We start from the raw sequence: 22,879 nt of genomic DNA, 5'->3' as shown, positions 1-22,879 counted from the left end.
ATGTACACCATTTGTGTACCCCACAGGAGACAGCATGAGCGTGGAGGACCTCGTCCATTTTTGCGCCCCGGCGCGGCTGATCATGGGCGCCGGCGCGCGCACGCGGCTGCCGGCGCTGCTGCAGCGGCTCGGGTACCAGCGCGGGCTGATCGTGACCGACAGGTTCTTCACGTTATCGACGCCATGGGTTGAAGAGCTGGTAAGCGGTGCCCGCGCGCATGGGGTGACACTGACCGTCTATGACGGCGGCGCACCCGACCCGACCACGACGTTGTGCGACGACGCGACTGCGGCTCTGCACGCGCGCGGTGACCTCCCGCTCGACCATGTGATTGCGCTCGGCGGCGGCAGCAATATCGACCTCGCGAAGGCGCTTTGCCTGACGCTGCCGGCCGGCGCGCCGGTGCGCACCTTTATCGGCCGGATCGACAGCGCTACGCCGGTGCTGCCGCTGATCGCCATGCCGACCACGGCCGGCACCGGCTCGGAAGCCACACCTGGCGCGATCCTCGTCGATCCCGACAACGCCACCAAGGTGGCCGTGATGGACAACCGCCTGCGGCCGGCGGTCGCGCTGATCGATCCCGAGTTCACCTACACCTGTCCGCCGCGCGTCACCGCCGATGCCGGTATCGATGCGCTCACGCATGCCGTCGAGTCTTACCTGACGATGGATGCGGCGCAGTTCGAGCGCGGCGACGATCCGGATCCCGGTTATAGCGGTCGCAACGCGCTGACGATGCTGTTCGCGCGGGAATCGATCCGGTTGTGCGCGCGGCATCTGCGCCGCAGTCACGCTACCGACGGCAGCGCCGCGATGCGCGACGCGCGTACCGGCATGAGCCACGCCAGTGTCTACGCCGCGCTGTCGTACGGCAGTGCGGGGCTCAACGCCGTGCACGGCATCGCCTATGCGGTAGCCGGCCTCACGCATCTGTCGCATGGCACCACCAATGCCGTGATGCTGCCCTACGTCCTGGATGCGCTACGCGATGTCAGGCGTGATGAACTACTGACGATCGCACGGCTCTTCGACGTGGACGATGTCGACGCGGACGCTGCCATCGAACGTTTGCCCGCGGTGCTGCGCGAGCTGATCGGCGCGCTCGGCGTGCCGATCACGCTCGCGGCATGCGGCATCGAGGAGGGCGACCTCGACACACTCACGCGCGATGCGCTGGCCGTGACACGGCTGGCCAAAGCGTTTCCCGTGCCCGATGTGGACGCAAGGTATGCGCGCATCGTGCGCAATGCGTGGGCCGGAAGACTTTCGTTCGACGATGCGCGGGCAGCGCCGCAACGCCGCGTGGCCTGACCACGCAATCGGTTTCCAAGACAAACGCGCCGTCAACGAGCGCGTGACACCTGCAAACAGGAGACAAGCATGGACATGTCCGTAGGCGCCCTCAAGCTCGAGACGAGCATCGCGGCGCGGCTGGAACGATTACCGATGACGCGATACCAGCGCTCGTTGTTCGGCATCATCGCCACCGCGTGGTTCTTCGACTCGATGGACCTTGGGCTGATGACGTTCGTGCTCGGCTCGATCAAGGCGGAGTTCGGGCTCACCGCCACGCAGACTGGCATGCTGGCCAGTTCGAGCTTTCTCGGCATGTTCCTCGGCGCCGCGATCGCGGGCCTGCTGGCCGACCGCTTCGGCCGCAAGCCGGTGTTCCAGATCAGCATGATCTTCTGGGGCGTGGGCAGCCTGATGTGCGGGTTTGCGCAGGATGTCACTACGCTGATGCTCTATCGCGTATTGCTCGGGTTTGGCATGGGCATGGAGTTTCCGATCGGTCTCTCGATGGTGTCCGAGATCGTGCCCGCGAAAAGCCGCGGGAAGTATGTAGCGATTCTTGAAGGATTCTGGCCGCTCGGCTTTATCGCCGCAGGTGTGCTGACGTACGCGCTGTTGCCGGTCATTGGCTGGCGCGGCATCTTCATCGCGCTGTCGGTGCCAGCGATCTTCGTTTTCGCGGTGCGCCGGATGGTGCCGGAGTCGCCGCGCTGGCTCGAGGATGTGGGCCGCACGCGCGAGGCCGATGCCGTGATGGCGGGCATCGAGCAACGCGTGGAGCGCGCCTCGGGCAAACCATTGCCGGCGGTGTCGGCCGCTTACAGCCGTGCGCCGGTCACGAATCGCAAGGCGCGCTTCATGGAGTTGTGGAGCGGCCCGTATGCGCGCCGCACCGTCATGCTGTGGTCGGTGTGGTTTCTCGCGCTGCTCGGCTACTACGGGCTGACGACCTGGCTCGGCGCATTATTGCAGCAGGCCGGCTATGCGGTGACCAAGTCGGTGCTCTACACGGTGTACATCTCGCTGGCCGGCATTCCGGGCTTTATCTTCTCGGCATGGCTGCTCGAGAAGTGGGGGCGCAAGCCGACCAGCGCGCTGATGCTGCTCGGTAGCGCACTGGCTGCGTTCGCCTACGGACAGGCTGCCGTGAACAAGGTGCCGGTGGAACAACTGATCGCCGCGGGGCTGTGCATGCAGTTTTTTATGTTCGGCATGTGGTCGGTGCTCTATGCCTATACGCCGGAGCTGTATCCGACGCGCTCGCGTGCCACTGGCTCGGGCTTTGCCTCATCGATTGGCCGCATCGGTTCGCTGGTGGGACCGTACCTCGTTGGCGTGCTGTTGCCGCTGACGGGGCAGGGCGGCGTGTTCACGCTCGGCGCGCTGTCGTTCGCGCTGGCCGCGGTCGTGGTGCTCGTGCTCGGTGTGGAGACTCGTGGCAAATCGCTCGAGGAGGTTTCGCAGTAACGACCCGTTTTTCATCACGCCCCTGTGCGCAGGGGCTTTTTTACCCGTCAACCTTTTTTATATCCAACTAATATGTTAGTGAATATTAGTTGGTCCGCATGGAGACGCAACATGATGACCGAACGCCAGCGCCAGTTCCGGGCGCAATACAAGGCAGATATCCATCCGGCCTACAATGGCCTGCTGCATGTGATCGTGATCTACGGCGTGGGTGCCGCCGCGTTGTACTACACGATCGGCAAACTGCACGGCGTGACGTGGGAATGGACGCTGATCCTGCCCGTCTTTCTGGCCGGTAATTTCGTCGAGTGGTTTATGCATAGATATGTCATGCATCGCCGCATCGACGTCTTTGCGTTGCGCGCGATCTACGAGCGTCACACGCGGCAGCATCACCAGTACTTCACTGACCAGGAACCGACCATCGACACCACGCGTGAGTTTCGCATCGTGTTCTTTCCGTGGCGTGTGCTGATCACGCTGGGCGTGGGCGGTTGCGGGCTTGGCTATCTGGCCTCGCTGCTGTTCAACACCAATGCGGGCTATTTCGTGTTCATCACGATGGTCGCGCAATACCTGCTCTACGAGACGTTCCACTACTGCTGCCACGTCCACGACAACTGGTTCGTGCGCAACATGCCCTTTATCAACACGATTCGCCGTCACCATACCGCGCATCACAACATGGGCATCATGATGAAGTACAACATGAACCTCACGTTCCCGATCGCGGACTACATCATGGGCACCTCTGACCTGCGCCGCGGCCTGCTCGGCCATCTGTTCAACGGCTATAGCGAAACGCACGTGAAGGAAGAACTGAAGCCGATCATCCAGAAGTTCCGCACCGACCATTCGCGCGTGACGCTCGACGGACCGGTGCTCGATGACGACGAACAGCGTGCGATGGCATAAGGGCTGCTTATCGTGTGATTGTCTTGTGAGCGTCGTGCGACCTAACGGTTCGCGAGTTCCGCTGCGGGGTTCCACAAGGTGGGATCGAACGGATTGATCTGCTGCGTGACCGTGGCGGCCTCGCGCTTCATCAGTTCCACCACGATCGGCAACCGCTCCGGGCTCAGGCGCTCGATCAGCGTGCCCACGCCCAGCGCGGCCACCGCGCGGCCCTCGCGATCGAGAATCGGCACCGCGACACCGGCCATGCCTTCGAGCAGGCCGGTGCGTCGCGAGGCGTAGCCGCACTCGCGGATCACCTCCACCTCGCTGCGCAGCGACACCTCGTCATGCACGCCGAACTCGCGTAGCCGCGGCAGATTGAATTGCAGTACGGCCTCTCGCTCGGCCTCGGGCAGGAACGCGAGGATCGCCATCGCGGCCTGGCCGACGCCCAGCGGCACGCGCCCACCGACGCCACCCGTGAACGTGCGGATCGCATAGGGCCCTTCATTGCGGTCCAGGCAGATCGCGTCGAAGCCGCTGCGCACCAGCAGGAAGATCGCGTCATTGAGCCGCGCACCAAGACGCAGCAGGACGGGTCGGCATAACTGCCGTAGTCCGTTGACGTTGCCGGCCTGCGCCGCCAGCACGAAGAATTCGATGCCAAGCCGGTAGCGCTTGGTGCGCGCATCCTGCTCGACCATCCCCTCCTTGACCAGCGATTGCAGCACGCGGTGCGTGGTCGCTTGCGTCAATCCTGCCTGTTCCGCCACATCCTTGATGCGCGATGCGCTGGCCTGGTGCATCGCGAGCACCCGCATCACCGCCATGATGCGGGCCGCGCCGCCGACGCCTGTTTCCTGCGGGTCTTCCATGAGTGACGATTTTCCTGTGGATGAAATTGGAACGCGTGCGAATCGTGCACTAATTTCGTTCATCGAAATAAAAACGAAAAAAATCACGTTCACTCGAATTATCCACGCAAACGGGAATATTTCCTGCTCAAATGAAGACGAGACCAGAACACGCATAGAGACACGTCAAGGAAATCGCCCCCATGTCCTTCCTAGCCCTGAGCAATGTGAGCAAGTTCTATGGCGACCTCCAGGTCGTCAAGTCGATGAACCTGTCGGTGGAACAAGGCGAATTCGTTTCGCTACTCGGTCCCTCGGGCTGCGGCAAGACGACCTGCCTGCAGATGATCGCGGGCTTCACGCCGGTCTCGCAGGGGCGCATCACGCTGGACGGGCGCGACATCACGCATGCGCGCCCGAACACGCGTGGGCTGGGCATCGTGTTCCAGAGCTACGCGCTGTTTCCGCACATGACGGTGGCCGAAAACGTGCGCTTCGGACTGGAGATGCGCAAGGTTTCGCGTAGCGAGCAGGAAGCGCGCGTCAAGCGTGTGCTGGCGCTGGTGCATCTGGAAGGCCGTGAAGGGCGCTATCCGCGCGAGCTGTCCGGTGGCCAGCGGCAGCGCGTGGCACTGGCGCGCGCGCTGGTGATCGAGCCGCCCGTACTGCTGCTCGATGAACCGCTGTCGAACCTCGACGCCAAGCTGCGCGAGGAGATGCAGTTCGAGTTGCGCCGTATTCAACGTACGGTGGGCACCACCACGATCATGGTGACGCACGACCAGCACGAGGCGCTGTCGGTCAGTGATCGCGTCGTGGTGATGGAGCAGGGCATGCTGGTGCAGGCAGACGCGCCTTACGCGCTGTACGAGCAGCCCTCCAACGCATTCGTATCGTCTTTCGTCGGCAAGAGCAATCTGCTCCCCGGGCGAGTCAGTGCCGCCGCCAATGGCGTGGTACTCGACGCGCTGCCCGGGCTGCCGCTGGCCGCGCCCGCCGTGACACTGGCGGCGGGAACGGCCATCTTGTTCAGCCTGCGTCCGGAGAAGATCCGTCTGACGCCGGCCGGTGCCGGACGCGTCGATGGACGCGTGGCCGAGCGCTTCTTCCTCGGGAGCCACTGGCTCTATCGCCTCGATACACCGCTTGGCGAACTCGTGGCGATGTCGGGCAACGATGGCGCCGTCGCGGTAGCGGATGGCGCCACCACTGGCATCACCTGGGACGACGCGAGCGTGCGCGTGCTGCCCGCCGTCATGCCAGCGGACGCGATGCAGGCGGTGGCGGCATGAGCACCACCGTTCCGGCTTCCGACACCGCGGCATCCGGTCAACCCGGCGCGATGGACGCCCCGCGCGCAAGCCATGCCACGCCGTGGCTGATGACCGCGCCCGGTGTGGTGCTGTTCCTTGTCATGCTGGTGACGCCGCTGGTGCTTACCGCCGTGCTCGCGTTCGGCGTGTTCGATCACAACCTCGGCACGATGGTCGATGGCGTGACGCTGTCGAACTTCGTGGCCATCGTCACGGACCCGTACTACTACGCGATTCTGTGGCGCACGTTCTGGATCGCGCTGGTGGTGACCTTGCTGAGCGTGCTGATCGGCGTGCCCGAGGCCTATATCCTGAGCCGCATGCGCAATCCGTGGCGCTCGATCCTGCTCGTGGTGGTGCTGGCCCCGCTGCTGGTATCGGTGGTGGTGCGCGCGTTTGGCTGGAGCATCCTGCTCGGCAACGGCGGGCTGGTGAATCAGGGGCTGCAGGCGCTCGGCTTCGAAGAAGTGAAGCTGCTGTACACGAACACCGCCATCGTCATCGGCCTGGTGCACGTGATGTTGCCGTTCATGATCATCCCGGTCTGGACCACGCTGCAGAAGATTGATCCGAGTGCCGCCGATGCCGCGCTCTCGCTCAATGCCTCGTTCTTCACGACGCTGCGCCGCATCGTGCTGCCGCAGATGACGCCGGGCATCCTGTCCGGCAGCCTGATCGTGTTCGGTCTCAGCGCGAGCTCGTTCGCCATTCCCGGCCTGCTCGGCGGGCGTCGCCTCAAGATGGTGGCGACGCTGGTCTACGACGAATACCTGAACACGCTGAACTGGCCGCTTGGTGCCGCACTTGCGATCGTGCTGCTGCTGGCCAATCTGCTGATCATGCTCAGCTATAACCGGCTGCTCGAGCAGCGCTACCGCAAGCGGTTGGGTTAAACGAGGGATATCGCGATGAACAAGAACGGACCGCTCGCCCTGATCTTTAACGCGCTCGTGGTGACCTTTACGCTGGCACCGCTGGTGGTCGTCTGCCTCGTGGCGTTCACCCCCGCGGAAACGCTGACGCTGCCGACCACGTCGTTCTCGCTGCGCTGGTTCCACACGCTGTTCGAGCACGACGAGTTCCTCCATTCGTTCTGGATCAGTCTGGGTTTGGCCGCGTGCAGCGCGACACTGAGTTGCCTGCTCGCCGTGCCGGCCGGCATCGCCATCACGCGCTATGCATTTCCGGGACGCAATGCCATCAACGCGCTGCTGCTGTCGCCGCTGCTGATTCCGCACCTCGTGCTCGGTGTGGCGCTGATGCGCATGTTCTCGCTGGTGGGCGGCGCGGGCAGCCTCGGCTGGCTGCTGCTGGCCCATGCGATGGTCATCACCCCATACGTGATGCGGCAGGTGGTGTCCGCGCTCGCGGGCTTCGACGCCAGCGCCGAGCAGGCGGCGATCTCGCTCGGCGCCAGTCGCGCCACCGTGTTCCGCCGCATCACACTGCCGATGATCCTGCCCGGTGTGACCGGCGGCTGGATGCTGGCGTTTATCAACAGCTTCGACGAGGTGACGATGTCGGTGTTCGTGACCTCGCCGTCCACGGTGACGTTGCCGGTGCGCATGTACATGTACGCGACTGAATCCGTCGATCCGATGATGGCGGCGGTGTCGGCACTGATGATTGCGTTGACCGCGGTGGCGATGCTGATGATCGACCGCGTCTACGGACTCGATCGCATGCTCGTGGGGCGTACGGGATGACAGGACAACTGCAACGGCTGCAGGAGCGCCAGCGCGCCGTGGTCGCGTTCGAACTTGATGGCGAGCGCTGCGAGGCGCTGGCGGGCGATACCGTGCTGACCGCGATTCTGACGCAGCGGCGCCGCCTGCGCGACAACGAGTTCACGGCCACACCGCGCGCGGGTTTCTGCATGATGGGCGCCTGCCACGACTGCATCGTCTGGACTGCGGGCGGCGAACGCGTGCGGGCCTGCACGACGATGCTGCAACCGGGCATGTGCCTGATGACGGAGCCCGGAACACCCGTGACGCAAACCGTGGAGGCGGCATGACGCGCGAACCCGCTACGGTCATCGTCGGTGCGGGGCCTGCCGGCGTGCGCGCCGCGCAGACGCTCGTGCGTCATGGCGTGCGGCCGCTCGTCATCGACGAAGCGCCACGCTGGGGCGGACAGATCTATCGCCAGCAGCCGCCGGGTTTCGAGCGGCCTATCACGCAGCTGTATGGCTTCGAGGCCGGCCGTGCGCGCGCGATCCACGATACGTTCGAGGATTTGCTGCCGCACGTCGATTACCTGCCAGGGCAGCTCGTATGGAATGCGGGCCCGCGGCATCTGGATCTGTGGCACGCCACCGGCAATCGCTACACGCAGGTGGCGTGGCGCGACGTGATTCTCGCCACCGGCGCCACCGATCGCATCCTGCCGGTGCCCGGCTGGACCACGCCCGGCGTCTATGCGCTTGGCGGCGCGCAGATCGCGCTCAAGTTCCAGGGCTGCGCGATCGGTCGCGACGTGGTGTTTGCGGGCAGCGGTCCGCTGCTATACCTCGTGGCCTATCAATATCGCAAGGCTGGCGCACGTGTGCGCGCGGTGCTCGATTACGCGACACCGGGCGAGCAGCTGCGCGCGGTGCCCGCGATGACCCGCCTGCCCGCGGTGCTGGCCAAAGGCCTGTACTACGTGGCATGGCTGCGCGCGCATGGGGTGCCTGTGCATCAGGGCGCTCAGCTTGTGAGCGTGGATGGTGAGACCTCCGTAAGCGCGGTGCGGTGGCAACCGCGCGGCAGTGACGACGTGCGGACGATCGCCTGCGACGCGCTTGGCTTCGGCTATGGTTTGCGCCCCGAACATCAGCTTGCGGACCTGCTCGGCTGCCGCTTCGTGTTCGATGCGCTGCAGCGCGCGCACCTCGTGGAGCAGGATCGTGGCGTGACCTCGGTACCTGGCGTCTATGTAGCGGGCGATGGCGCGCGCATTCTCGGTGCCGATGGTGCCGAACGTGCGGGCGAGCGCGCCGCGTTGCAATTGCTCGCGCAGCGTGGCGTGCATCGCGACAATGCGAGATTGGCGGCTCTCGATACCGAACTGTCACGCATCGAGCAGTTCCGGACTGGCATCGAGCGCGCGTTCCCGTTCCCGCAGGACTGGGCCGCGCAGGTGTCCGATGACACGCTGGTGTGCCGCTGCGAGGCGGTGACTGCGGGCGATATCCGCGACACCGTCGCCACGCTTGGCGCGGACGAGATCAATCGCGTCAAGGCACTGTGCCGGCTCGGCATGGGTCGTTGCCAGGGCCGTATGTGCGGCGCGGCTGGCGCGGAGATCGTGGCGCACGCCTGCGGTAAGCCGCTCGATCGCATTGGTCGGCTGCGCGGGCAGGCACCGATCAAGCCCGTGCCGATCTCGGCGTTCGCCGAAGATGACATCACCGAGCCGCGGGCGACCGTGGCGGCGGAGGTGTCCCATGGCTGAGCGCGAATTGCTCAAGACCGACGTCCTGATCATCGGCGGCGGTATCGTTGGCACCTCGGCCGCGATCGCCTTGCGTCGGCGCGGTGTATCCGTCGTGCTACTGGAGCGCGACCTGTGCGGTGCGCGCTCGAGCGGCATCAACTTCGGCGGCGTGCGGCGGCAGGGGCGGGCATTCGGCCAATTGCCGCTGGCCCAGCGCGCGCATCGTATCTGGCAGGATCTGCCCACACTGCTTGGCACCGATGGCGAGTACGTGCGCAGCGGCCATCTGAAATTCGCGCGCACCGCCGAGGACTTCGACAAGCTCGTCCACTATCGCGATGGTGCCGCGGCATACGGTCTCGAACTGGAACTGATTGGCGCCGCGCAGTTGCGCTCCCGCTTTCCGTGGGTTGGCGCAGGGTTTGCGGGCGCGTCGCTGAGCCCCGAGGACGGTCAGGCCAATCCGCGTCTGGTGGCGCCGGCCTTCGCCCGCGCGGCACGCGACGCGGGTACCGTGATTCGCGAACGTGAGGAAGTGGTAGAAGTCGGCCGCACGCTCGCGGGCTTTCATGCCACCACGGCCGCGGGCCTGACCGTGCAGGCGGACCATCTGCTCAACTGCGCGGGGGCATGGGCCGCGCCGCTGGCCGCGCGCTTTGGCGATAACGTGCCGCTCACGCAGGGACATCCGGCAATGGCGGTGACCGAGCCAATGCCGTACTTCCTCTCGTTGAGCCTTGGCATCGAGGGCGGCGATATCTATTGCCGGCAGGTCGCGCGCGGCAATGTCGTCTTCGGTGGCGGTCGCGTGGAACCCGGAGCGGCCGGCGTCGATGCGATCCGTTCCACTACCACGGCGCTGTTTCGCCAGATGCGCAGCCTTGCCGCGCTGGTGCCACGACTCGAACATGCGCAGATCATTCGCACCTGGAGCGGCATCGAGGGCTATCTGCCCGATCGGCAGCCGGTGCTGTGTGCCAGTCCGGGTACACCGGGCCTGTTCCACGGCTTTGGCTTCTCGGGCGCCGGCTTCGAGATCGGCCCCGCAGCGGGAGAGGTATTGGCTGAACTCGTGGTCGACGGCAGCACGCCTACACCGATCGACACCTTCGACCTGCGTCGCTTCACGCCACCCAGTACCGCTCATACGCAATCGCAATCACCGCAGCATAACGAAAGCCGCAAGGCCACCACGACATAAAGGAGCTCACTGATGAAACACATCCTCACCGGTTTGGGTGCGATTGCCGCGCTGTGCTGCGGGATGGTCACCGCGCAGGCCGCCACGCGCACGCTGTACGTCGGCATGAATGGCGGCGCGATGGAGAAGACCTACTCGGAGCACGTGTTCAAGGCCTTCGAAAAGGCCAATGATGTGAAGATCGTGGTGGTGCCGGGGACCTCTTCCGATATTCTGGCCAAGTCACTGGCCGCGCGCGCCAAGCCGCAGTTGCACCTGATGTTTCTGGATGATGGTCTGATGTATCGCGCCATCCGCATGGGACTGTGCGAACGGCAGCCTGCATCGACGAACACCAAGAAGCTCTACCCGCAGGCGCATATCGAGAACGATATGGCCACCGGTGTGACCATGAGCATGACCGGCATCGGCTACAACACCAAGATCTTCAAGGAGAAGGGGTGGGCGCCGCCGACCAGCTGGCAGGATCTTGGCGATCCGAAGTACAAGGGCAAGGTCGTGTTCCAGTCGATACCGTCGTCGACGTTCGGGCTGCACGGCTTTCTGATGCTGAATCGCATTCGCGGCGGCAACGAGAGCAACGTGGAACCGGGCTTCAAGGCATGGCCGCAGACTGTCGGCCCCAACGTGCTCGAGTACGTGTCCAACTCCGCCAAGCTGTCGGAGATGGTGCAGTCGGGTGAGGCCGCCGTATTCCCGTTCACGCCCAGCATGACCACGATCTTCCAGTCGCGCGGTCTGCCCGTCGCGTATGCGCCGCCGAAGGAAGGCGCGGTGGTGCTGATGGTTGCGCAATGCGTGATCGCCAACAACACCGAGCAGGAGTTGTCGCAGAAGCTGGCGGCGTACCTGCTGAGTGTCGATGCGCAGAAGGCCGCGCTCGAGGGTGGCTCTTACAACCCGACCAATACCGATGTGGCGGCGACCGGCAAGGCCGGCCAGGAACTCGCGCAGATGAAGGAGTACCTGAAGACCGCGGTCACCGTCGACTGGGCACAGATCAACCAGAACCGTTCGAACTGGGATCGCCAGTGGAACCGTCAGGTGGAGCGCTGATCGACGATGCCCGCGCGCCTGCTTGTCGTAGTGAAGTCCGGCGGCGCCGCCGCCATGCCCGAGTGGCGCGCCGCGTTCGCGCACGCGCTGCCCGAGGCTGAGGTACGGATGTGGGGAGACCCGGAGATCGTGCCGGCGGCGGTGACGCACGCACTGGTGTGGGAGCCGGAGGCCGGCGCGCTCGCCAGGTTTCCGAACCTGCGCCTCGTCATCAGTACCGGCGCGGGCGTGGACCATGTACTGGCCGATCCCGACTATCCGCGCCACGTGCCGCTGGCGCGCATGATCCTGCCCGAAACACGCGATGGCATGGCCGAGTACGTCGGCATGGCCGCGTTGATGCTGATGCGCGATATGCGCACGATCGCGCGGCAGCAGGCCGAGCATCACTGGCGCATTCCGCCCGAGATGCCACTCGCGCGCCGTACGCGCGTGGGCGTGATGGGGCTGGGCGCGCTCGGTCTGCACGCGGCGCGCTATCTGGCGACGCTAGGGTTCCAGACCTCGGGGTGGTCGCGATCGGCCAAGACGATCGAGGGCGTCACCACGTATCACGGGATGGGGCAGCTGCCGGGCTTTCTCGCGCAGTGCGACATCGTCGTCAACTTATTGCCACAGACCGCCGACACCGTGGGGCTGCCCGATCGTGCGCGGTTGTCGCTGCTGCCACGTGGCGCGAGCCTGCTCAACGCCGGACGAGCCGCGCATGTGGTCACCGCGGATCTGCTCGCGCTGCTCGATGAAGGACACCTGCACACCGCCATGCTCGATGTGTTCGACATCGAGCCCCTGCCACAGGATTCAGTGCTTTGGTCCCACCCAAGCGTCGTGGTCACGCCGCATTGCGCCTCCACGCCGTCGCGTACCGACCGCGCGCATCGCGCCGCCGCGCTGATCCGGCTGGCAGAAACTGGGGCACCGATTCCGGATCTGTATGAGGCCGCGCGCGGCTATTGATCACCGGGCCCGAAATTTGTTATTGACACATCAGTCCATAACAACTATCTTTCACTCCATGGTGAGACCAAGAGAATTCGATCGCGATGCTGCGCTGACCAGTGCCATGACGCTATTCCGTCAGAAGGGCTTTGCCGCGACGTCCACGGACGATCTGCTCAAGGCCATGGGAATTGGCCGGCAGAGCATGTACAACGCGTTCGGCGACAAGTGGCAGCTCTATCTCGAGGTGTTGCAGACCTATCAGCAGAACATGCTCGGCGCGCATCTGACGCGGCTCAATGGACCCGCGTCGCCGCTCGATGGCATCCGTGATCTGCTGAACGGGCTGGTGCCGTCGGATGATGCGTTGCGCGCGCTCGGATGTCTTGGTGTCAGTGCGGTGGGCGAATTCGGTACCAGCGAGGCCGAGCTGGGTCAGCTTGCACAGAAGGTGTCACAAGCGCTCGGCGCGCGGATTGCCGAGCGGATTCGCGAAGGGCAGACCCGTGGCGAGATCGATGCGAGTATCGAGCCCGGCGAAGGGGCCGCGTTCATCCAGACCACGATGACTGGCTTCCAGGTTGCGGCGCGGGCCGGTGCGGGCGTCAAGGATATGCGCAAGCTGACGGACTTTGTCGTCGGCCGGCTTGCGGCGCACTGAAAGCAGACTCAAGCGTCGGGCATCCCCGTCGGGAACGTGCCCGATATTTTTTTGGCTAGTTATGGACTGATCGATCAAAAAAGGAGATCGCAATGCAACAGACAACTTCCACGGCACGCAAGGCCGCACTCGTTTTCGGTGGTTCGCGCGGCATCGGCGCGGCGACTGTCGCCCGCCTCGCGAAGGATGGCTTCGCGGTGGCATTCACCTACGTGTCGAGCCCGGACAAGGCACAGGCACTTGTCGATCGCGTGGCTGCGGACGGTGGCGAGGCATTCGCGATTCGCGCCGATAGCGCCGATGCGACCGCGATCCGCGATGCGGTGGCACAGGCGGTGGCGCGCTTCGGCACGCTGAGCGTAACCGTGGTGAACGCCGGAATCTTCCGCATGGCGACCGTCGATGCGGTCAAGCTCGAAGACCTCGACCAGATGCTGACAGTGAACGTGCGCGGCGTGTACCTGTCGATTCAGGCGGCGGTGCCGCATCTGCGCGATGGCGCGCGCGTGATTACGATTGGCAGCAATGTCGCGCTGCATACGCGTACGCCGGGCTCCAGTGTCTATCAGATGACCAAGACCGCAGTGGCTGGCATGGTCAAGGGCATCGCGCTGGATCTGGCACCGCGCGGCATCACGGTCAACAACGTGCAGCCGGGTCCGACCGACACCGATATCAATGCGGGTGCGACCGAGATTCTGGCCGGCATGAGCCCGCTCAAGCGCGTCGCGGAACCGGCAGAGATCGCGGGGATGGTGTCATACCTCGCCGGCGACGATGCGCGCTTCGTGACCGGTGCGAGCCTGACGATCGATGGCGGTTGGACGTTGTAAGGCTGGCAGAGTGCGTCAGCCGCGCAGCACCTCGCTGATGCGCGCGAGCGCGGCGAGCGTGTGTTCGAGGTGCGCGCGCATCGCCTGCGCCGCTTCTTCGTTGCGTTCACTTTCCAGCAGCGAGAGGATATGCAGATGCTGCCGGGCATGCGCGGCGTAGCGCGCGCGGTCGCGCATCGAGCGGTAGGACAGCAGGCGGCGCACGCGGTTGACGCGCCGGATGGCATCGATAAAGAACGCATTGCCGGACGCCTCGACCAGTGCTTCGTGAAAGCGCACGCCGCGTTCGTGTAGTTGATCGGCGGTGTCGGTCTCGATGCCGCCATCGAGCAGGTGCTGTTCGGCCGCGCGCAATCGTGCGAGCGTGCGCGCATCGAGCCGATAGCCAGGTTCGAGCAAGGCAGCAGGCTCGAGCGCGAGCCGCATGCGATAGGACTGCAGTAGCGAGTCCGGCGTGGTCAGCATGGTCGAAAATTGCCAGCCGTAGCCGGGCTTGCGCTCGCCCCAGCCTTCCTGCGCGATACGTGTCAACACCGCGTTCAACTGGGCGGCGGTCAGTGCGTAGCGCGTGCGCATGGCCTGTTCGGACACTTCCATTGGCAACGCACCGTTGAGCAGATCCTCGGCGATCCGGAAATAAGCAGTGGTGACGGCGTCGGGTTCCGCAGCGCTCAGCGTCTTCACCGGCTGCGCCACAAAGAAGCCGCGATGCTTCTCGCGCGTGACGATGCCTTTTTCATGCAGCAGTGCCAACGCTTCGTTGACCGGTGAGCGCGATACCCGCAGGCGGTCCGCCAGCATCTGCGCGGGCAGATGCGTGCCAGCCGCCATGCGTTCGGCGTGGATCAATTCAACGATCTGGGCAACCACCTGTGCGGCGATGGACCGGTCCTGGCTCATGGCGATTCAGAGATACCTTGTTGTGCGAGCGTCTTCCGCAGAATCGACGGAATCACGCCGCCATGGCGCAACAACTCGACTTCGCGTCGCGTCTCCACAGCCGCGATGGCGTCGAAGACGTCCACGCTTCCATCTGCACGCTCGATGCGGACCGGTATCGTACCGCGTGGCACAAGCGTTCGCGCATCGGCGTGCACGTGCAGGCGATCGCCGGGCTGGATCGCCAGGGTCTGCGGATCGATACCGGCAGGCATGCGCAACGGCAGGATGCCCATGCCGATCAGGTTCGAGCGGTGGATGCGCTCGAAGCTCGTGGCCAGCACCGCGCGGATACCGAGCAGCCGCTGCCCCTTGGCGGCCCAGTCGCGCGACGAGCCGGTGCCGTAACGCGCGCCCGCCACCAGCACCACCGATGCATCATCCTGCCGATAGCGTTGCGCCGCCTCGAAGATCGGCAGCACCTCGCCGCTCGGCACATGCACGGTATGCGCGGTGGGCGCATCGGGCTGAAGCAGATTGACGAGCGTGCGGTTATAGAACGCAGCGCGCATCATCACCTCCCAGTTGCCACGCCGCGAGGCAAACACGTTCAGATCGTCGCGATCGTCGCCGCGAGCGACGAGGAAGTCCGCCACGAAGCTATCCGGCGGAATTGCGCTGGCCGGCGAGATATGGTCGGTGGTGACGTCATCGCCGAGCACGAGCAGCGGCCACGCGGCGTACTCACCGAGCTGCGAACCCCATTGCGGATCGGCTGCGGTGCCGACGGCCGCGAACGGCGGGCGTCGCAGCGTGGTGGACTCGGGCCGCCACGGATAGCGCGGGGTACCGGACGCAGGCAATGCGGCCCACGCCGGATTGCGCGAGGCCTCGGCGAATGCTGCGGCATAGTCGTCAGTGTCGGCACCGGTCGCGAGCGCCGTGGCGATTTCCTCGGACGTTGGCCACAGATCGGCGAGATACACCTCGCTGCCATCGGGCGCGATCTGCACCGGCTGCTGGCTCAGGTCGCGCGCGGCATCGCCGGCCAGCGCGAACGCGATCACGAGCGGCGGCGACATGATAAAAGCGAGGTCGAGATCCGGATGGATGCGGCCCGCGAAATTACGATTGCCGGACAGCATCGCCACGGGTCGCGCCGAGCGTTGCGCCACTACCGCGCGAATCTCGGGCGTCAGCGGCCCCGAGTTGCCGATGCAGGTGGTGCAGCCGAAACCGACGATATCGAAGCCCATTGCGGCAAGATCGCTCAGCAGTCCGCTGCGTTCCAGATAGCGCGATGCGGCGGGAGATCCGGGCGCGAGCGAGGTCTTGATCCACGGCGCAACTGTCAGGCCACGCGCGCGCGCCTTGCGCGCGACGAGGCCGGCGGCCATCAGCAGTGCGGGATCGGAAGTGTTGGTGCAACTCGTGATCGCGGCAATGGCGACTGGGTAGGCCGGCATCGCCACCGGTCGTGCATGGCTGGCGCTCGCCTCATCGAGCGGATGCGCGCTCAGCGCGCGTGCGGTATCCGTAAAGGCCAGCAGATCCTGCGGCCGACGCGGCCCGGCCACGTGCATGCCAACCGTGGACAGGTCGATCTCGATCGCGCGCGTATAGCGCGGGTTGGCTTCGGGATCGAACCACAGGCCCGTTCGCCGCGCATACTCGCGTACCAGCGCGATCTGCGCCGCGTCGCGGCCGGTGGTGCGCAGATAATCGAGCGTGCGCGCGTCGATCGGAAAGAAGCCGGTGGTCGCTCCATACTCGGGTGCCATATTGGCGACCACCGCGCGATCGCCGGCACTCAGCGTGCTTACGCCGGGTCCAAAGAACTCGACGAACTCACCAGAGATCCCAAGCGCGCGCAGACGTTGCGTAACGACCAGCGCAAGATCGGTAGCCAACGTGCCAGGCGGCAGCGCGCGTGTCAGGCGCACGCCAACCACGTCCGGAATCCGCTGCATTACGGGCAGGCCGAACATCACCGTCTGCGCTTCGAGTCCGCCCACGCCCCAGCCCAGCACACCGATGCCATTGATCATCGGCGTATGGCTGTCGGTGCCGATCAGCGTGTCCGGCACCGCCCATGTCTCGCCATCGCGCTGCTCGGTGGCCACCACCGTGGCTAACTGCTCGAGATTGATCGTATGCATGATGCCCGTGCCGGGCGGATGGATGCGTACACCATGCAGCGCGCGCGAGGCCCAACGCAGAAAGCTGTAGCGTTCCGCGTTGCGTCGGCATTCGATGCGCAGGTTCTCGCTGGCCGCATCGCCGCGCGCAAACACTTCCACCGCGAGTGAGTGATCGACCGAGGCGTCGACCGGCAGCGTGGGGCTCAGCGCAGTGGGGTCGGCGCCTGCTTCCGCCAGGGCATCGCGCATCGCGGCGATATCGACCAGCGCGGGGGTGCTCGTGGTGTCGTGCATCAGCACGCGGCCCGGCTGGAACTCGATTTCCGCCTCGCTGGTGCCCGTGTCCAGCCACGCTGCGATGGCCGCGATGGCTTGCTGACGCTCGTTGCCATCCATATTGCGCGCCACATTTTCGAGGAGCAGACGCAGGACGACGGGCAGGTTAGACCAATGCATGCCGGGTAGCGCACTCAGATCGAGGTATCGATAGGTGCGGCCGTGCAGAGCGAACGTGGAGGATGGGGGCGATGGCATCATGCCCGTTACTTTGCATAAATTAACGTAAAAATGCAATGTTTCCATACGAGATGCCACTATCGATATGCATGCGCTGGCGTCATGCATGCATGCGCAGCAATCGTTTGTCGCGTCATCAGGCCGACCCTAAGATCGGCTAGAGCCCAGTCGAGACTTGAGACTGACCAAAGGAGAGAGAGACCCCATGCAAGCCAGCGCCCCTGCCCGCAGTGCTTCCCCGCCTATCAGTGCGCCACCCCATATCGGGGCCAGCCAGCGCCGCCGCGCGATCGTTGCCACCGTTATCGGCAACGGTCTCGAATGGTTCGACTTCACCGTGTACAGCTTTTTTGCGGTGATCATCGCCAAGCTGTTTTTTCCGACCGGCAACGAACTGACATCGCTGCTGCTTGCGGTGGCCACGTTCGGCGTGGGCTTCTTCATGCGGCCCGTGGGCGGCATCATCCTTGGTATCTATGCAGACCGCGTGGGCCGCAAGGCGGCACTGTCGCTGACCATTCTGCTGATGGCGGCGGGCACCACGTTGATTGGCATTGCACCGACCTATGACCAGATCGGACTGTTTGCGCCGATGCTGATCGTGATCGCGCGTCTGATGCAGGGCTTCTCCGCCGGCGGCGAGATGGGCGGCGCCACCGCGTTCCTCACCGAGTACGCGCCTGAGAATCAGCGCGCCTACTACTCGAGCTGGATTCAGGCGAGCATCGGCGTGGCCGTGCTGCTCGGCGCGGCGGTGGGCACGTTCGTCACCGCATCGCTGAGCACCGAGGCGCTCAACAGCTGGGGCTGGCGTCTGCCGTTCCTGATCGGCATGATCATTGGACCGGTTGGCTATTACATCCGTAATCACCTCGAAGAAACGCCGACGTTCCAGGCCGCGACCGACAAGACCGACTCGCCGCTGAAGGAAGTGCTGCGCGACTACCCGCGTCAGACCGCCGCGAGCTTCTCGATGGTGATTCTGTGGACGGTGTGCACGTACGTGCTGCTGTTCTACATGCCGACCTACGCAGTCAAGGTCCTGCACGTGCCGCAATCGACGGGTTTCGTCGCGGGCATGGCGGGTGGTCTGGCGATTCTCGTGTTCGCGCCGATCGTTGGCATGATTGCCGACCGCCGTGGCCGTCGCGGTCTGTTGTCCGGTGCTGCCGCGCTGATCTTCGTGCTGGCATGGCCGATGTTCGTATACATCAACCAAGCGCCGGGGTTGTTCTCGCTGCTGGTGTTCCAGATCGTGTTCGGCGTGCTGATCGCGACTTACACGGGGCCGATTCTCGCGGCGTTCTCGGAACTGTTCCCGGCCAAGGTGCTGTCCACCGGCTTGTCCGTCGCCTATAACCTTGCTGTGACGATCTTCGGCGGCTTTGCCTCGTTCTTCATCACGTGGCTGATCGCGAGCACCGGCAGCACGATGGCGCCCGCGATCTACGTGATGATCGCCGCGGCGATCAGCTTCTGCGGTACGCGTCTGGTGCGCGAGCCGGCGTATCTGCGACGCCCGTAATGTGGCGCGCATGATTTTCATAACACGCCGCGGCGGTCACGCACGCGGCGGACAGCACAACCCAGCAGCAAAGACGTAACCCACCATGACTCAGATTCTCCTCAAGGGCGGCAACGTCCTCGATCCGGTCCGCGGCAGTCTGCGGCAAAAACACGATGTGCTGATCGACGGCGAGCGCATCGTCGAGGTGTCTGGCACGCCGATCCACGCGCCGCACGCTAAGGTCATCGACGTCACGGGCAAGACTGTGATGCCGGGCCTGATCGATCTGCACGTGCACGTGCTGGCCTCGCTGGCTAACCTTGGCGTAAATGCGGTGCAGCCCAACGTGCTGGTCGCGTTCCGCGCGATGCCGATCATGCGTGGCATGCTCGAACGCGGCTTTACCACCGTGCGCGATGCGGGTGGTGCGGACTGGGGTTTGTCGCAGGCGGTGGCCACCGGTCTGATTCCGGGGCCGCGCATTTTCCCGTCGGGCAAGGCGCTGTCGCAGACCGGCGGTCACGGCGACTTCCGTCCGCGCAGCGACGTGCTGGAGCCGTGCTCGTGCGCATTCCGCGCGGGTGCGATCGCGCGCGTCGCTGATGGCGTGGATGCGGTGCGGCTCGCGGTGCGCGAAGAGATTCAGAAGGGCGCCACGCAGATCAAGATCATGGCGTCCGGTGGCGTGGCCTCGCCGACCGATCCGATCGGCAACACGCAGTACAGCGAGGACGAGATCCGCGCGATCGTTGCCGAGGCGGAAGCGGCGCAGACGTATGTGATGGCGCATGCGTACACGGGCCGCGCCATCACGCGCGCGGTACGTTGCGGCGCGCGCACGATCGAACACGGCAACCTGGTCGACCTGGCCGCCGCACGCGTGATGCGCGAACACGGCGCGTTCGTAGTGCCTACGCTGATTACGTATGACGCACTGGCGCGCGACGGTGAACGCCTCGGGCTGCCCGCCGACTCGGTGGCCAAGATCGAAACCGTACGCGAAGCCGGTCGTGCGTCGCTGGCGATCTATGCGGAAGCGGGCGTGCCGATGGGCTTCGGCTCGGATCTGCTGGGCGAGATGCACCAGTACCAGTCCGAAGAATTCCTGATTCGCGCGGAGCTGCTCGGCAATGCGGAAGCGGTCCGCTCCGCCACGTCGATTGCGGCGCAGATCCTGCAACGCGAAGGCGAGCTCGGCACCATCGCGGCTGGCGCGCTGGCAGACGTGCTGGTGGTCGACGGCGATCCGCTGACCGACATCCGCGTATTGGCCGGCCCCGACACACGCATTGAGCTGGTGATGCAGGCTGGGCGCGTCCACAGCAGCTGACAGATTGAGAAGGCCTGCGGCATGGGCGTTCCAAAGTGGCGGGGCATAGGAGGTTGCGTTTACCATTGCGCCACCCCCTGCCCGATCACACGCCACCGCCCATGCGAATCTCCCCGCTTCCGCCGCTGCCCTGCCTGGTCGCCTTCGAAGCAGCCATGCGCCATGGCAGCTTCACCCGCGCGGCCGCCGAGCTGCATCTGACGCAAAGCGCCATCAGCCGACAGGTAGCGCAGCTCGAACGCTTTCTCGGCAAGAAGCTCTTTATCCGCGAAACGCGCGCACTGCGCCTGACCGTCAGCGGCCAGCAATACGCCGAGCAAGTGCGACGCCTGCTGGTGGACTGCGCGGAAGCCACCGAAGACGTGATGAAGCGCAAGGGTCAGGTCGAGCTGACCATCGCATGCTCCTCGGGCGTCGCCGTGCTATGGCTCGCGCCAAGACTGCCCGCATTCCGCGCGCGTCATCCCGACTTCCGCATTCGCCTCGTCGTCAACGACAGCCTGGCCTCGCTAGCCGGCACGGACTTCGACATCGGTCTCTACTATCTGCGCGAAGGAGCGCCAAGCGGCGTGGCGTCGCGACGGCTCTACGACGAGGAAGTGTTCCCCGTCTGCGCACCCCACTATCTGAATGGCCGCACGCTGGCCGTGGCCGATCTGCCGCGCGAGTCGCTGCTCGTGCTCGAAGACGCGCAACGTCAATGGATGTCCTGGCCCGCGTGGTTCGCGCGTAACGGGCTGCGCGAAGCGCGCGTCGAGCGCGAGGTCGTCGTCAACACCTATCCCGTGCTCGTGCAGATGGCAATCGAAGGGCAGGGCATCGTACTCGGCTGGCGGCATATGATCGACCGCTGTCTGGAAGCGGGAGTGCTGGTACGCGCGTGCGAAGCCAGCGCCTCGATGGGCGGCGGCTACTACGCGGTCTGGCCACGCGACCGCGCCGAGCCAGCCGCCGCGCGCGCATTCCGGCAGTGGCTGGTCGAGGAAAGCGGCGCGGATGCTTGAGCCCCTGCCATACGCCTGAGCTGACGTTACGCGTCTCGTAAAGGTTACGTAACGCGTAACGTAATCCCGTCTGCGTAACCGCCCGCCGCCGCCCGCTCCCGCTAACCTGGTCGCGCGCCAAGCCCTTGATCCGATTGCAATTTTCGACGCAGTCGGACCACCTTCCCCACAACCCCGCCCGCCTGGCACGCCCATTGCAAAAATGGATGCGTCGGGGCCGACTGGCCCCAGCAAGGCAGAACTGCAACCCCAGACCGTCCCCGTGCGGCCTGGGGTTTTTTTCGGCCAGGTGCAAGGGCTCGATGCCACCGACCCGGCGGCTCCGGCCATGCGCGACGATGCGCGCACCGGAACCCCACCGCCGTGAGCGAGTCGAACCGCCACGTTCGTGCTGCCGGTCCATGTCATGCTCTCTTCCCCCGCTCACCGCAATATCGAGATCGACTTTATTCGCGGTCTGGCGCTGCTGTTTATCGTGGTGGATCACGTGGACGGCAGCGTGCTCGGTCAGTTCACGCTGCGCAATTTCGCCGCATGCGATGCGGCCGAAGCCTTCGTATTCCTGTCCGGCTACTCCGCCGCTGCGGCCTTTCAGGCGATTGCCGAGCGCAAGGATCCACGCACCGCGCAGCGTCGTTTTCTGCGGCGGGGATGGGAGATCTATCGCGCGTTTATTGTCACGGCGCTGCTGATGCTGGCCTGCGGATTGATCCTGACGCGGCTTGCGGTGCCACCACCCGCGCTCGATGCGACCGAAATCGCCGCGTTCCTCGCGAGCCCGTTCTCGACGTTGATCGAGGTCGTCACGCTGGCACGGCAGCCTTACGTCGCGGACATCCTGCCGATGTACATGCTGTTCATGCTCGCGGTGCCCGTGTCCATCGGGTTTGCCACACGCTCGCCATACGGCTTCCTCGTGACCAGCGTCGTGCTGTGGGCACTGGCACCGTGGCTCGGCAAGGCCTTGCCGACTACCACCGAGTTCGGCTGGACCTTCAACCCGTTCGCATGGCAACTGCTATTCGCCCTTGGCCTGCTCGCGCGCCTGCGACCCGATGCGGTATTGCCCGACAGCCCCGGCAAACGCCGCACGATTACATGGCTCGCGGTGGCGATGACGCTGTTCGGCATCGTGGTGTCGTACCTGTGGATGCGACCCGAACTGTTCGAAGCGATCGCCCCAGAATGGCTGCGTCAGGAACTCTCATTCGGCGAGAAAAAATCCTCACTCGCCGCGATCCGCCTGGCGAGCTTCCTCGGCATCGCGTGGCTGGTCTACCTGCTAGGCACCCGAGGCTGGTTCCACCACCTCGCACTCGCACTACGCCCCGTGGCGCAGATCGGCAAACGCAGCCTGTTCTGCTTCGTCATCGGCTCTGTCATCTCGATCGGCATCGAAGGCATGACGTACGCGTTTGGCGGCGGCTACCCCGCAAAGTCGGTGGCCCTGTTCGGCGACATCTGCGCGGTGGCGCTGTTGCTATGCGCGGGCGTGATATGGGACCGCATCGTGATGCGGCGCCGCGCGCCGCTGGCGGCTGGCGCACGGCAATAATCCAGTTTC

At 65.0% G+C, this 22,879-nt stretch carries 20 protein-coding genes; 17 read left to right on the top strand and 3 right to left on the bottom strand.

The features are described 5' to 3' along the window. Nucleotides 1-34: 34 nt before the first annotated feature. From LDO41_RS26565 to LDO41_RS26555, 3 genes are all read left to right on the top strand, one after another. Entirely contained in the window at nucleotides 35-1,315 is a 1,281-nt protein-coding gene (locus tag LDO41_RS26565; RefSeq protein ID WP_223993775.1) for an iron-containing alcohol dehydrogenase, read from the top strand. A 69-nt stretch (nucleotides 1,316-1,384) separates the two neighbouring features. Next, on the top strand, nucleotides 1,385-2,764 hold the full coding sequence (locus tag LDO41_RS26560) for an MFS transporter (RefSeq protein ID WP_223993773.1): 1,380 nt from the start codon (nucleotides 1,385-1,387) through the stop codon (nucleotides 2,762-2,764). 111 nt (nucleotides 2,765-2,875) lie between these two features. Continuing rightward, nucleotides 2,876-3,679, top strand: coding sequence for a sterol desaturase family protein (locus tag LDO41_RS26555; protein WP_223993771.1), 804 nt, complete (start codon nucleotides 2,876-2,878; stop codon nucleotides 3,677-3,679). 41 nt (nucleotides 3,680-3,720) lie between these two features. Here the strand turns inward: LDO41_RS26555 and LDO41_RS26550 are convergent, their stop codons facing one another. Then, nucleotides 3,721-4,536 carry an IclR family transcriptional regulator gene (locus tag LDO41_RS26550; RefSeq protein ID WP_223993770.1) on the bottom strand — a complete coding sequence of 272 codons (816 nt, stop codon included), beginning with the start codon at nucleotides 4,534-4,536 and terminating at the stop codon, nucleotides 3,721-3,723. 182 nt (nucleotides 4,537-4,718) lie between these two features. Between LDO41_RS26550 and LDO41_RS26545 the strand changes: the two genes are divergently transcribed. The 10 genes from LDO41_RS26545 to LDO41_RS26500 all read left to right on the top strand — a co-directional run bounded on the left by LDO41_RS26545 (nucleotide 4,719) and on the right by LDO41_RS26500 (nucleotide 13,938). Further along, nucleotides 4,719-5,807 (top strand): ABC transporter ATP-binding protein, encoded by a 1,089-nt coding sequence (locus tag LDO41_RS26545; RefSeq protein WP_223993769.1) that lies wholly within the window; start codon nucleotides 4,719-4,721, stop codon nucleotides 5,805-5,807. Further along, nucleotides 5,804-6,721 carry an ABC transporter permease gene (locus LDO41_RS26540; RefSeq protein WP_377743294.1) on the top strand — a complete coding sequence of 306 codons (918 nt, stop codon included), beginning with the start codon at nucleotides 5,804-5,806 and terminating at the stop codon, nucleotides 6,719-6,721. The genes LDO41_RS26545 and LDO41_RS26540 overlap by 4 nt, the downstream gene beginning before the upstream one ends. Nucleotides 6,722-6,736: 15 nt before the next feature. Then, nucleotides 6,737-7,534 carry an ABC transporter permease gene (locus LDO41_RS26535; RefSeq protein WP_223993768.1) on the top strand — a complete coding sequence of 266 codons (798 nt, stop codon included), beginning with the start codon at nucleotides 6,737-6,739 and terminating at the stop codon, nucleotides 7,532-7,534. Next, nucleotides 7,531-7,845, top strand: coding sequence for a (2Fe-2S)-binding protein (locus tag LDO41_RS26530; RefSeq protein ID WP_223993767.1), 315 nt, complete (start codon nucleotides 7,531-7,533; stop codon nucleotides 7,843-7,845). The genes LDO41_RS26535 and LDO41_RS26530 overlap by 4 nt, the downstream gene beginning before the upstream one ends. Then, nucleotides 7,842-9,266, top strand: coding sequence for an FAD/NAD(P)-dependent oxidoreductase (locus LDO41_RS26525; RefSeq protein WP_223993766.1), 1,425 nt, complete (start codon nucleotides 7,842-7,844; stop codon nucleotides 9,264-9,266). Before LDO41_RS26530 ends, LDO41_RS26525 begins: the two co-directional genes overlap by 4 nt. Beyond that, entirely contained in the window at nucleotides 9,259-10,449 is a 1,191-nt protein-coding gene (locus LDO41_RS26520; RefSeq protein ID WP_223993765.1) for an NAD(P)/FAD-dependent oxidoreductase, read from the top strand. The genes LDO41_RS26525 and LDO41_RS26520 overlap by 8 nt, the downstream gene beginning before the upstream one ends. Nucleotides 10,450-10,461: 12 nt before the next feature. After that, nucleotides 10,462-11,505 carry an ABC transporter substrate-binding protein gene (locus LDO41_RS26515; RefSeq protein ID WP_223993763.1) on the top strand — a complete coding sequence of 348 codons (1,044 nt, stop codon included), beginning with the start codon at nucleotides 10,462-10,464 and terminating at the stop codon, nucleotides 11,503-11,505. 6 nt (nucleotides 11,506-11,511) lie between these two features. Beyond that, nucleotides 11,512-12,462, top strand: coding sequence for a 2-hydroxyacid dehydrogenase (locus tag LDO41_RS26510; RefSeq protein WP_223993761.1), 951 nt, complete (start codon nucleotides 11,512-11,514; stop codon nucleotides 12,460-12,462). Nucleotides 12,463-12,568: 106 nt separating this feature from the next. Continuing rightward, nucleotides 12,569-13,105 (top strand): TetR/AcrR family transcriptional regulator, encoded by a 537-nt coding sequence (locus LDO41_RS26505; protein ID WP_253074806.1) that lies wholly within the window; start codon nucleotides 12,569-12,571, stop codon nucleotides 13,103-13,105. A 92-nt stretch (nucleotides 13,106-13,197) separates the two neighbouring features. Then, the gene (locus LDO41_RS26500; RefSeq protein ID WP_223993757.1) at nucleotides 13,198-13,938 is read left to right on the top strand and encodes an SDR family oxidoreductase; all 741 of its coding nucleotides are present in this window, start codon (nucleotides 13,198-13,200) and stop codon (nucleotides 13,936-13,938) included. Between the two features lie 15 nt (nucleotides 13,939-13,953). Here LDO41_RS26500 and LDO41_RS26495 read toward each other — a convergent pair whose 3' ends face one another. Both LDO41_RS26495 and acnA read right to left on the bottom strand, forming a co-directional pair. Beyond that, a complete protein-coding gene (locus LDO41_RS26495; RefSeq protein WP_223993755.1) occupies nucleotides 13,954-14,838 on the bottom strand; it encodes a GntR family transcriptional regulator in 885 nt (294 codons plus the stop codon). Continuing rightward, nucleotides 14,835-17,495 carry an aconitate hydratase AcnA gene (gene acnA, locus LDO41_RS26490; protein WP_223993754.1) on the bottom strand — a complete coding sequence of 887 codons (2,661 nt, stop codon included), beginning with the start codon at nucleotides 17,493-17,495 and terminating at the stop codon, nucleotides 14,835-14,837. The genes LDO41_RS26495 and acnA overlap by 4 nt, the downstream gene beginning before the upstream one ends. Nucleotides 17,496-17,679: 184 nt before the next feature. On the opposite strand from acnA, the gene LDO41_RS26485 reads away from it, so the two are divergent. From LDO41_RS26485 to LDO41_RS26470, 4 genes are all read left to right on the top strand, one after another. Then, the gene (locus LDO41_RS26485; protein WP_223993753.1) at nucleotides 17,680-18,999 is read left to right on the top strand and encodes an MFS transporter; all 1,320 of its coding nucleotides are present in this window, start codon (nucleotides 17,680-17,682) and stop codon (nucleotides 18,997-18,999) included. 85 nt (nucleotides 19,000-19,084) lie between these two features. Further along, a complete protein-coding gene (locus LDO41_RS26480) occupies nucleotides 19,085-20,311 on the top strand; it encodes a metal-dependent hydrolase family protein (protein WP_223993752.1) in 1,227 nt (408 codons plus the stop codon). 101 nt (nucleotides 20,312-20,412) lie between these two features. After that, complete coding sequence (locus LDO41_RS26475; RefSeq protein ID WP_223993751.1) at nucleotides 20,413-21,315, top strand: LysR substrate-binding domain-containing protein; 903 nt, start codon at nucleotides 20,413-20,415, stop codon at nucleotides 21,313-21,315. A 406-nt stretch (nucleotides 21,316-21,721) separates the two neighbouring features. Beyond that, nucleotides 21,722-22,870 (top strand): OpgC domain-containing protein, encoded by a 1,149-nt coding sequence (locus LDO41_RS26470; RefSeq protein ID WP_223993750.1) that lies wholly within the window; start codon nucleotides 21,722-21,724, stop codon nucleotides 22,868-22,870. The last annotated feature ends 9 nt before the right edge of the window (nucleotides 22,871-22,879 follow it).

It is taken from the genome of Cupriavidus pampae, from assembly GCF_914271485.1.
Lineage (GTDB): Bacteria > Pseudomonadota > Gammaproteobacteria > Burkholderiales > Burkholderiaceae > Cupriavidus > Cupriavidus pampae.
Note: the sequence above shows the minus strand (reverse complement) of the source record. Positions and strands in the feature narration are given on the sequence as shown.

Excerpts from the sequence above, each read along its gene's own strand:
- LDO41_RS26495 (WP_223993755.1), bottom strand. The coding sequence starts at position 14,838 with ATGAGCCAGGACCGGTCCATCGCCGCACAGGTGGTTGCCCAGATCGTT.
- LDO41_RS26550 (WP_223993770.1), bottom strand. The coding sequence starts at position 4,536 with ATGGAAGACCCGCAGGAAACAGGCGTCGGCGGCGCGGCCCGCATCATG.
- LDO41_RS26555 (WP_223993771.1), top strand. The coding sequence starts at position 2,876 with ATGATGACCGAACGCCAGCGCCAGTTCCGGGCGCAATACAAGGCAGAT.
- LDO41_RS26470 (WP_223993750.1), top strand. The coding sequence starts at position 21,722 with ATGCTCTCTTCCCCCGCTCACCGCAATATCGAGATCGACTTTATTCGC.
- LDO41_RS26515 (WP_223993763.1), top strand. The coding sequence starts at position 10,462 with ATGAAACACATCCTCACCGGTTTGGGTGCGATTGCCGCGCTGTGCTGC.
- LDO41_RS26510 (WP_223993761.1), top strand. The coding sequence starts at position 11,512 with ATGCCCGCGCGCCTGCTTGTCGTAGTGAAGTCCGGCGGCGCCGCCGCC.
- LDO41_RS26540 (WP_377743294.1), top strand. The coding sequence starts at position 5,804 with ATGAGCACCACCGTTCCGGCTTCCGACACCGCGGCATCCGGTCAACCC.
- LDO41_RS26520 (WP_223993765.1), top strand. The coding sequence starts at position 9,259 with ATGGCTGAGCGCGAATTGCTCAAGACCGACGTCCTGATCATCGGCGGC.
- LDO41_RS26545 (WP_223993769.1), top strand. The coding sequence starts at position 4,719 with ATGTCCTTCCTAGCCCTGAGCAATGTGAGCAAGTTCTATGGCGACCTC.
- LDO41_RS26505 (WP_253074806.1), top strand. The coding sequence starts at position 12,569 with ATGACGCTATTCCGTCAGAAGGGCTTTGCCGCGACGTCCACGGACGAT.
- LDO41_RS26525 (WP_223993766.1), top strand. The coding sequence starts at position 7,842 with ATGACGCGCGAACCCGCTACGGTCATCGTCGGTGCGGGGCCTGCCGGC.
- LDO41_RS26535 (WP_223993768.1), top strand. The coding sequence starts at position 6,737 with ATGAACAAGAACGGACCGCTCGCCCTGATCTTTAACGCGCTCGTGGTG.
- LDO41_RS26480 (WP_223993752.1), top strand. The coding sequence starts at position 19,085 with ATGACTCAGATTCTCCTCAAGGGCGGCAACGTCCTCGATCCGGTCCGC.
- LDO41_RS26560 (WP_223993773.1), top strand. The coding sequence starts at position 1,385 with ATGGACATGTCCGTAGGCGCCCTCAAGCTCGAGACGAGCATCGCGGCG.
- LDO41_RS26500 (WP_223993757.1), top strand. The coding sequence starts at position 13,198 with ATGCAACAGACAACTTCCACGGCACGCAAGGCCGCACTCGTTTTCGGT.
- LDO41_RS26485 (WP_223993753.1), top strand. The coding sequence starts at position 17,680 with ATGCAAGCCAGCGCCCCTGCCCGCAGTGCTTCCCCGCCTATCAGTGCG.
- acnA (WP_223993754.1), bottom strand. The coding sequence starts at position 17,495 with ATGATGCCATCGCCCCCATCCTCCACGTTCGCTCTGCACGGCCGCACC.
- LDO41_RS26565 (WP_223993775.1), top strand. The coding sequence starts at position 35 with ATGAGCGTGGAGGACCTCGTCCATTTTTGCGCCCCGGCGCGGCTGATC.
- LDO41_RS26475 (WP_223993751.1), top strand. The coding sequence starts at position 20,413 with ATGCGAATCTCCCCGCTTCCGCCGCTGCCCTGCCTGGTCGCCTTCGAA.
- LDO41_RS26530 (WP_223993767.1), top strand. The coding sequence starts at position 7,531 with ATGACAGGACAACTGCAACGGCTGCAGGAGCGCCAGCGCGCCGTGGTC.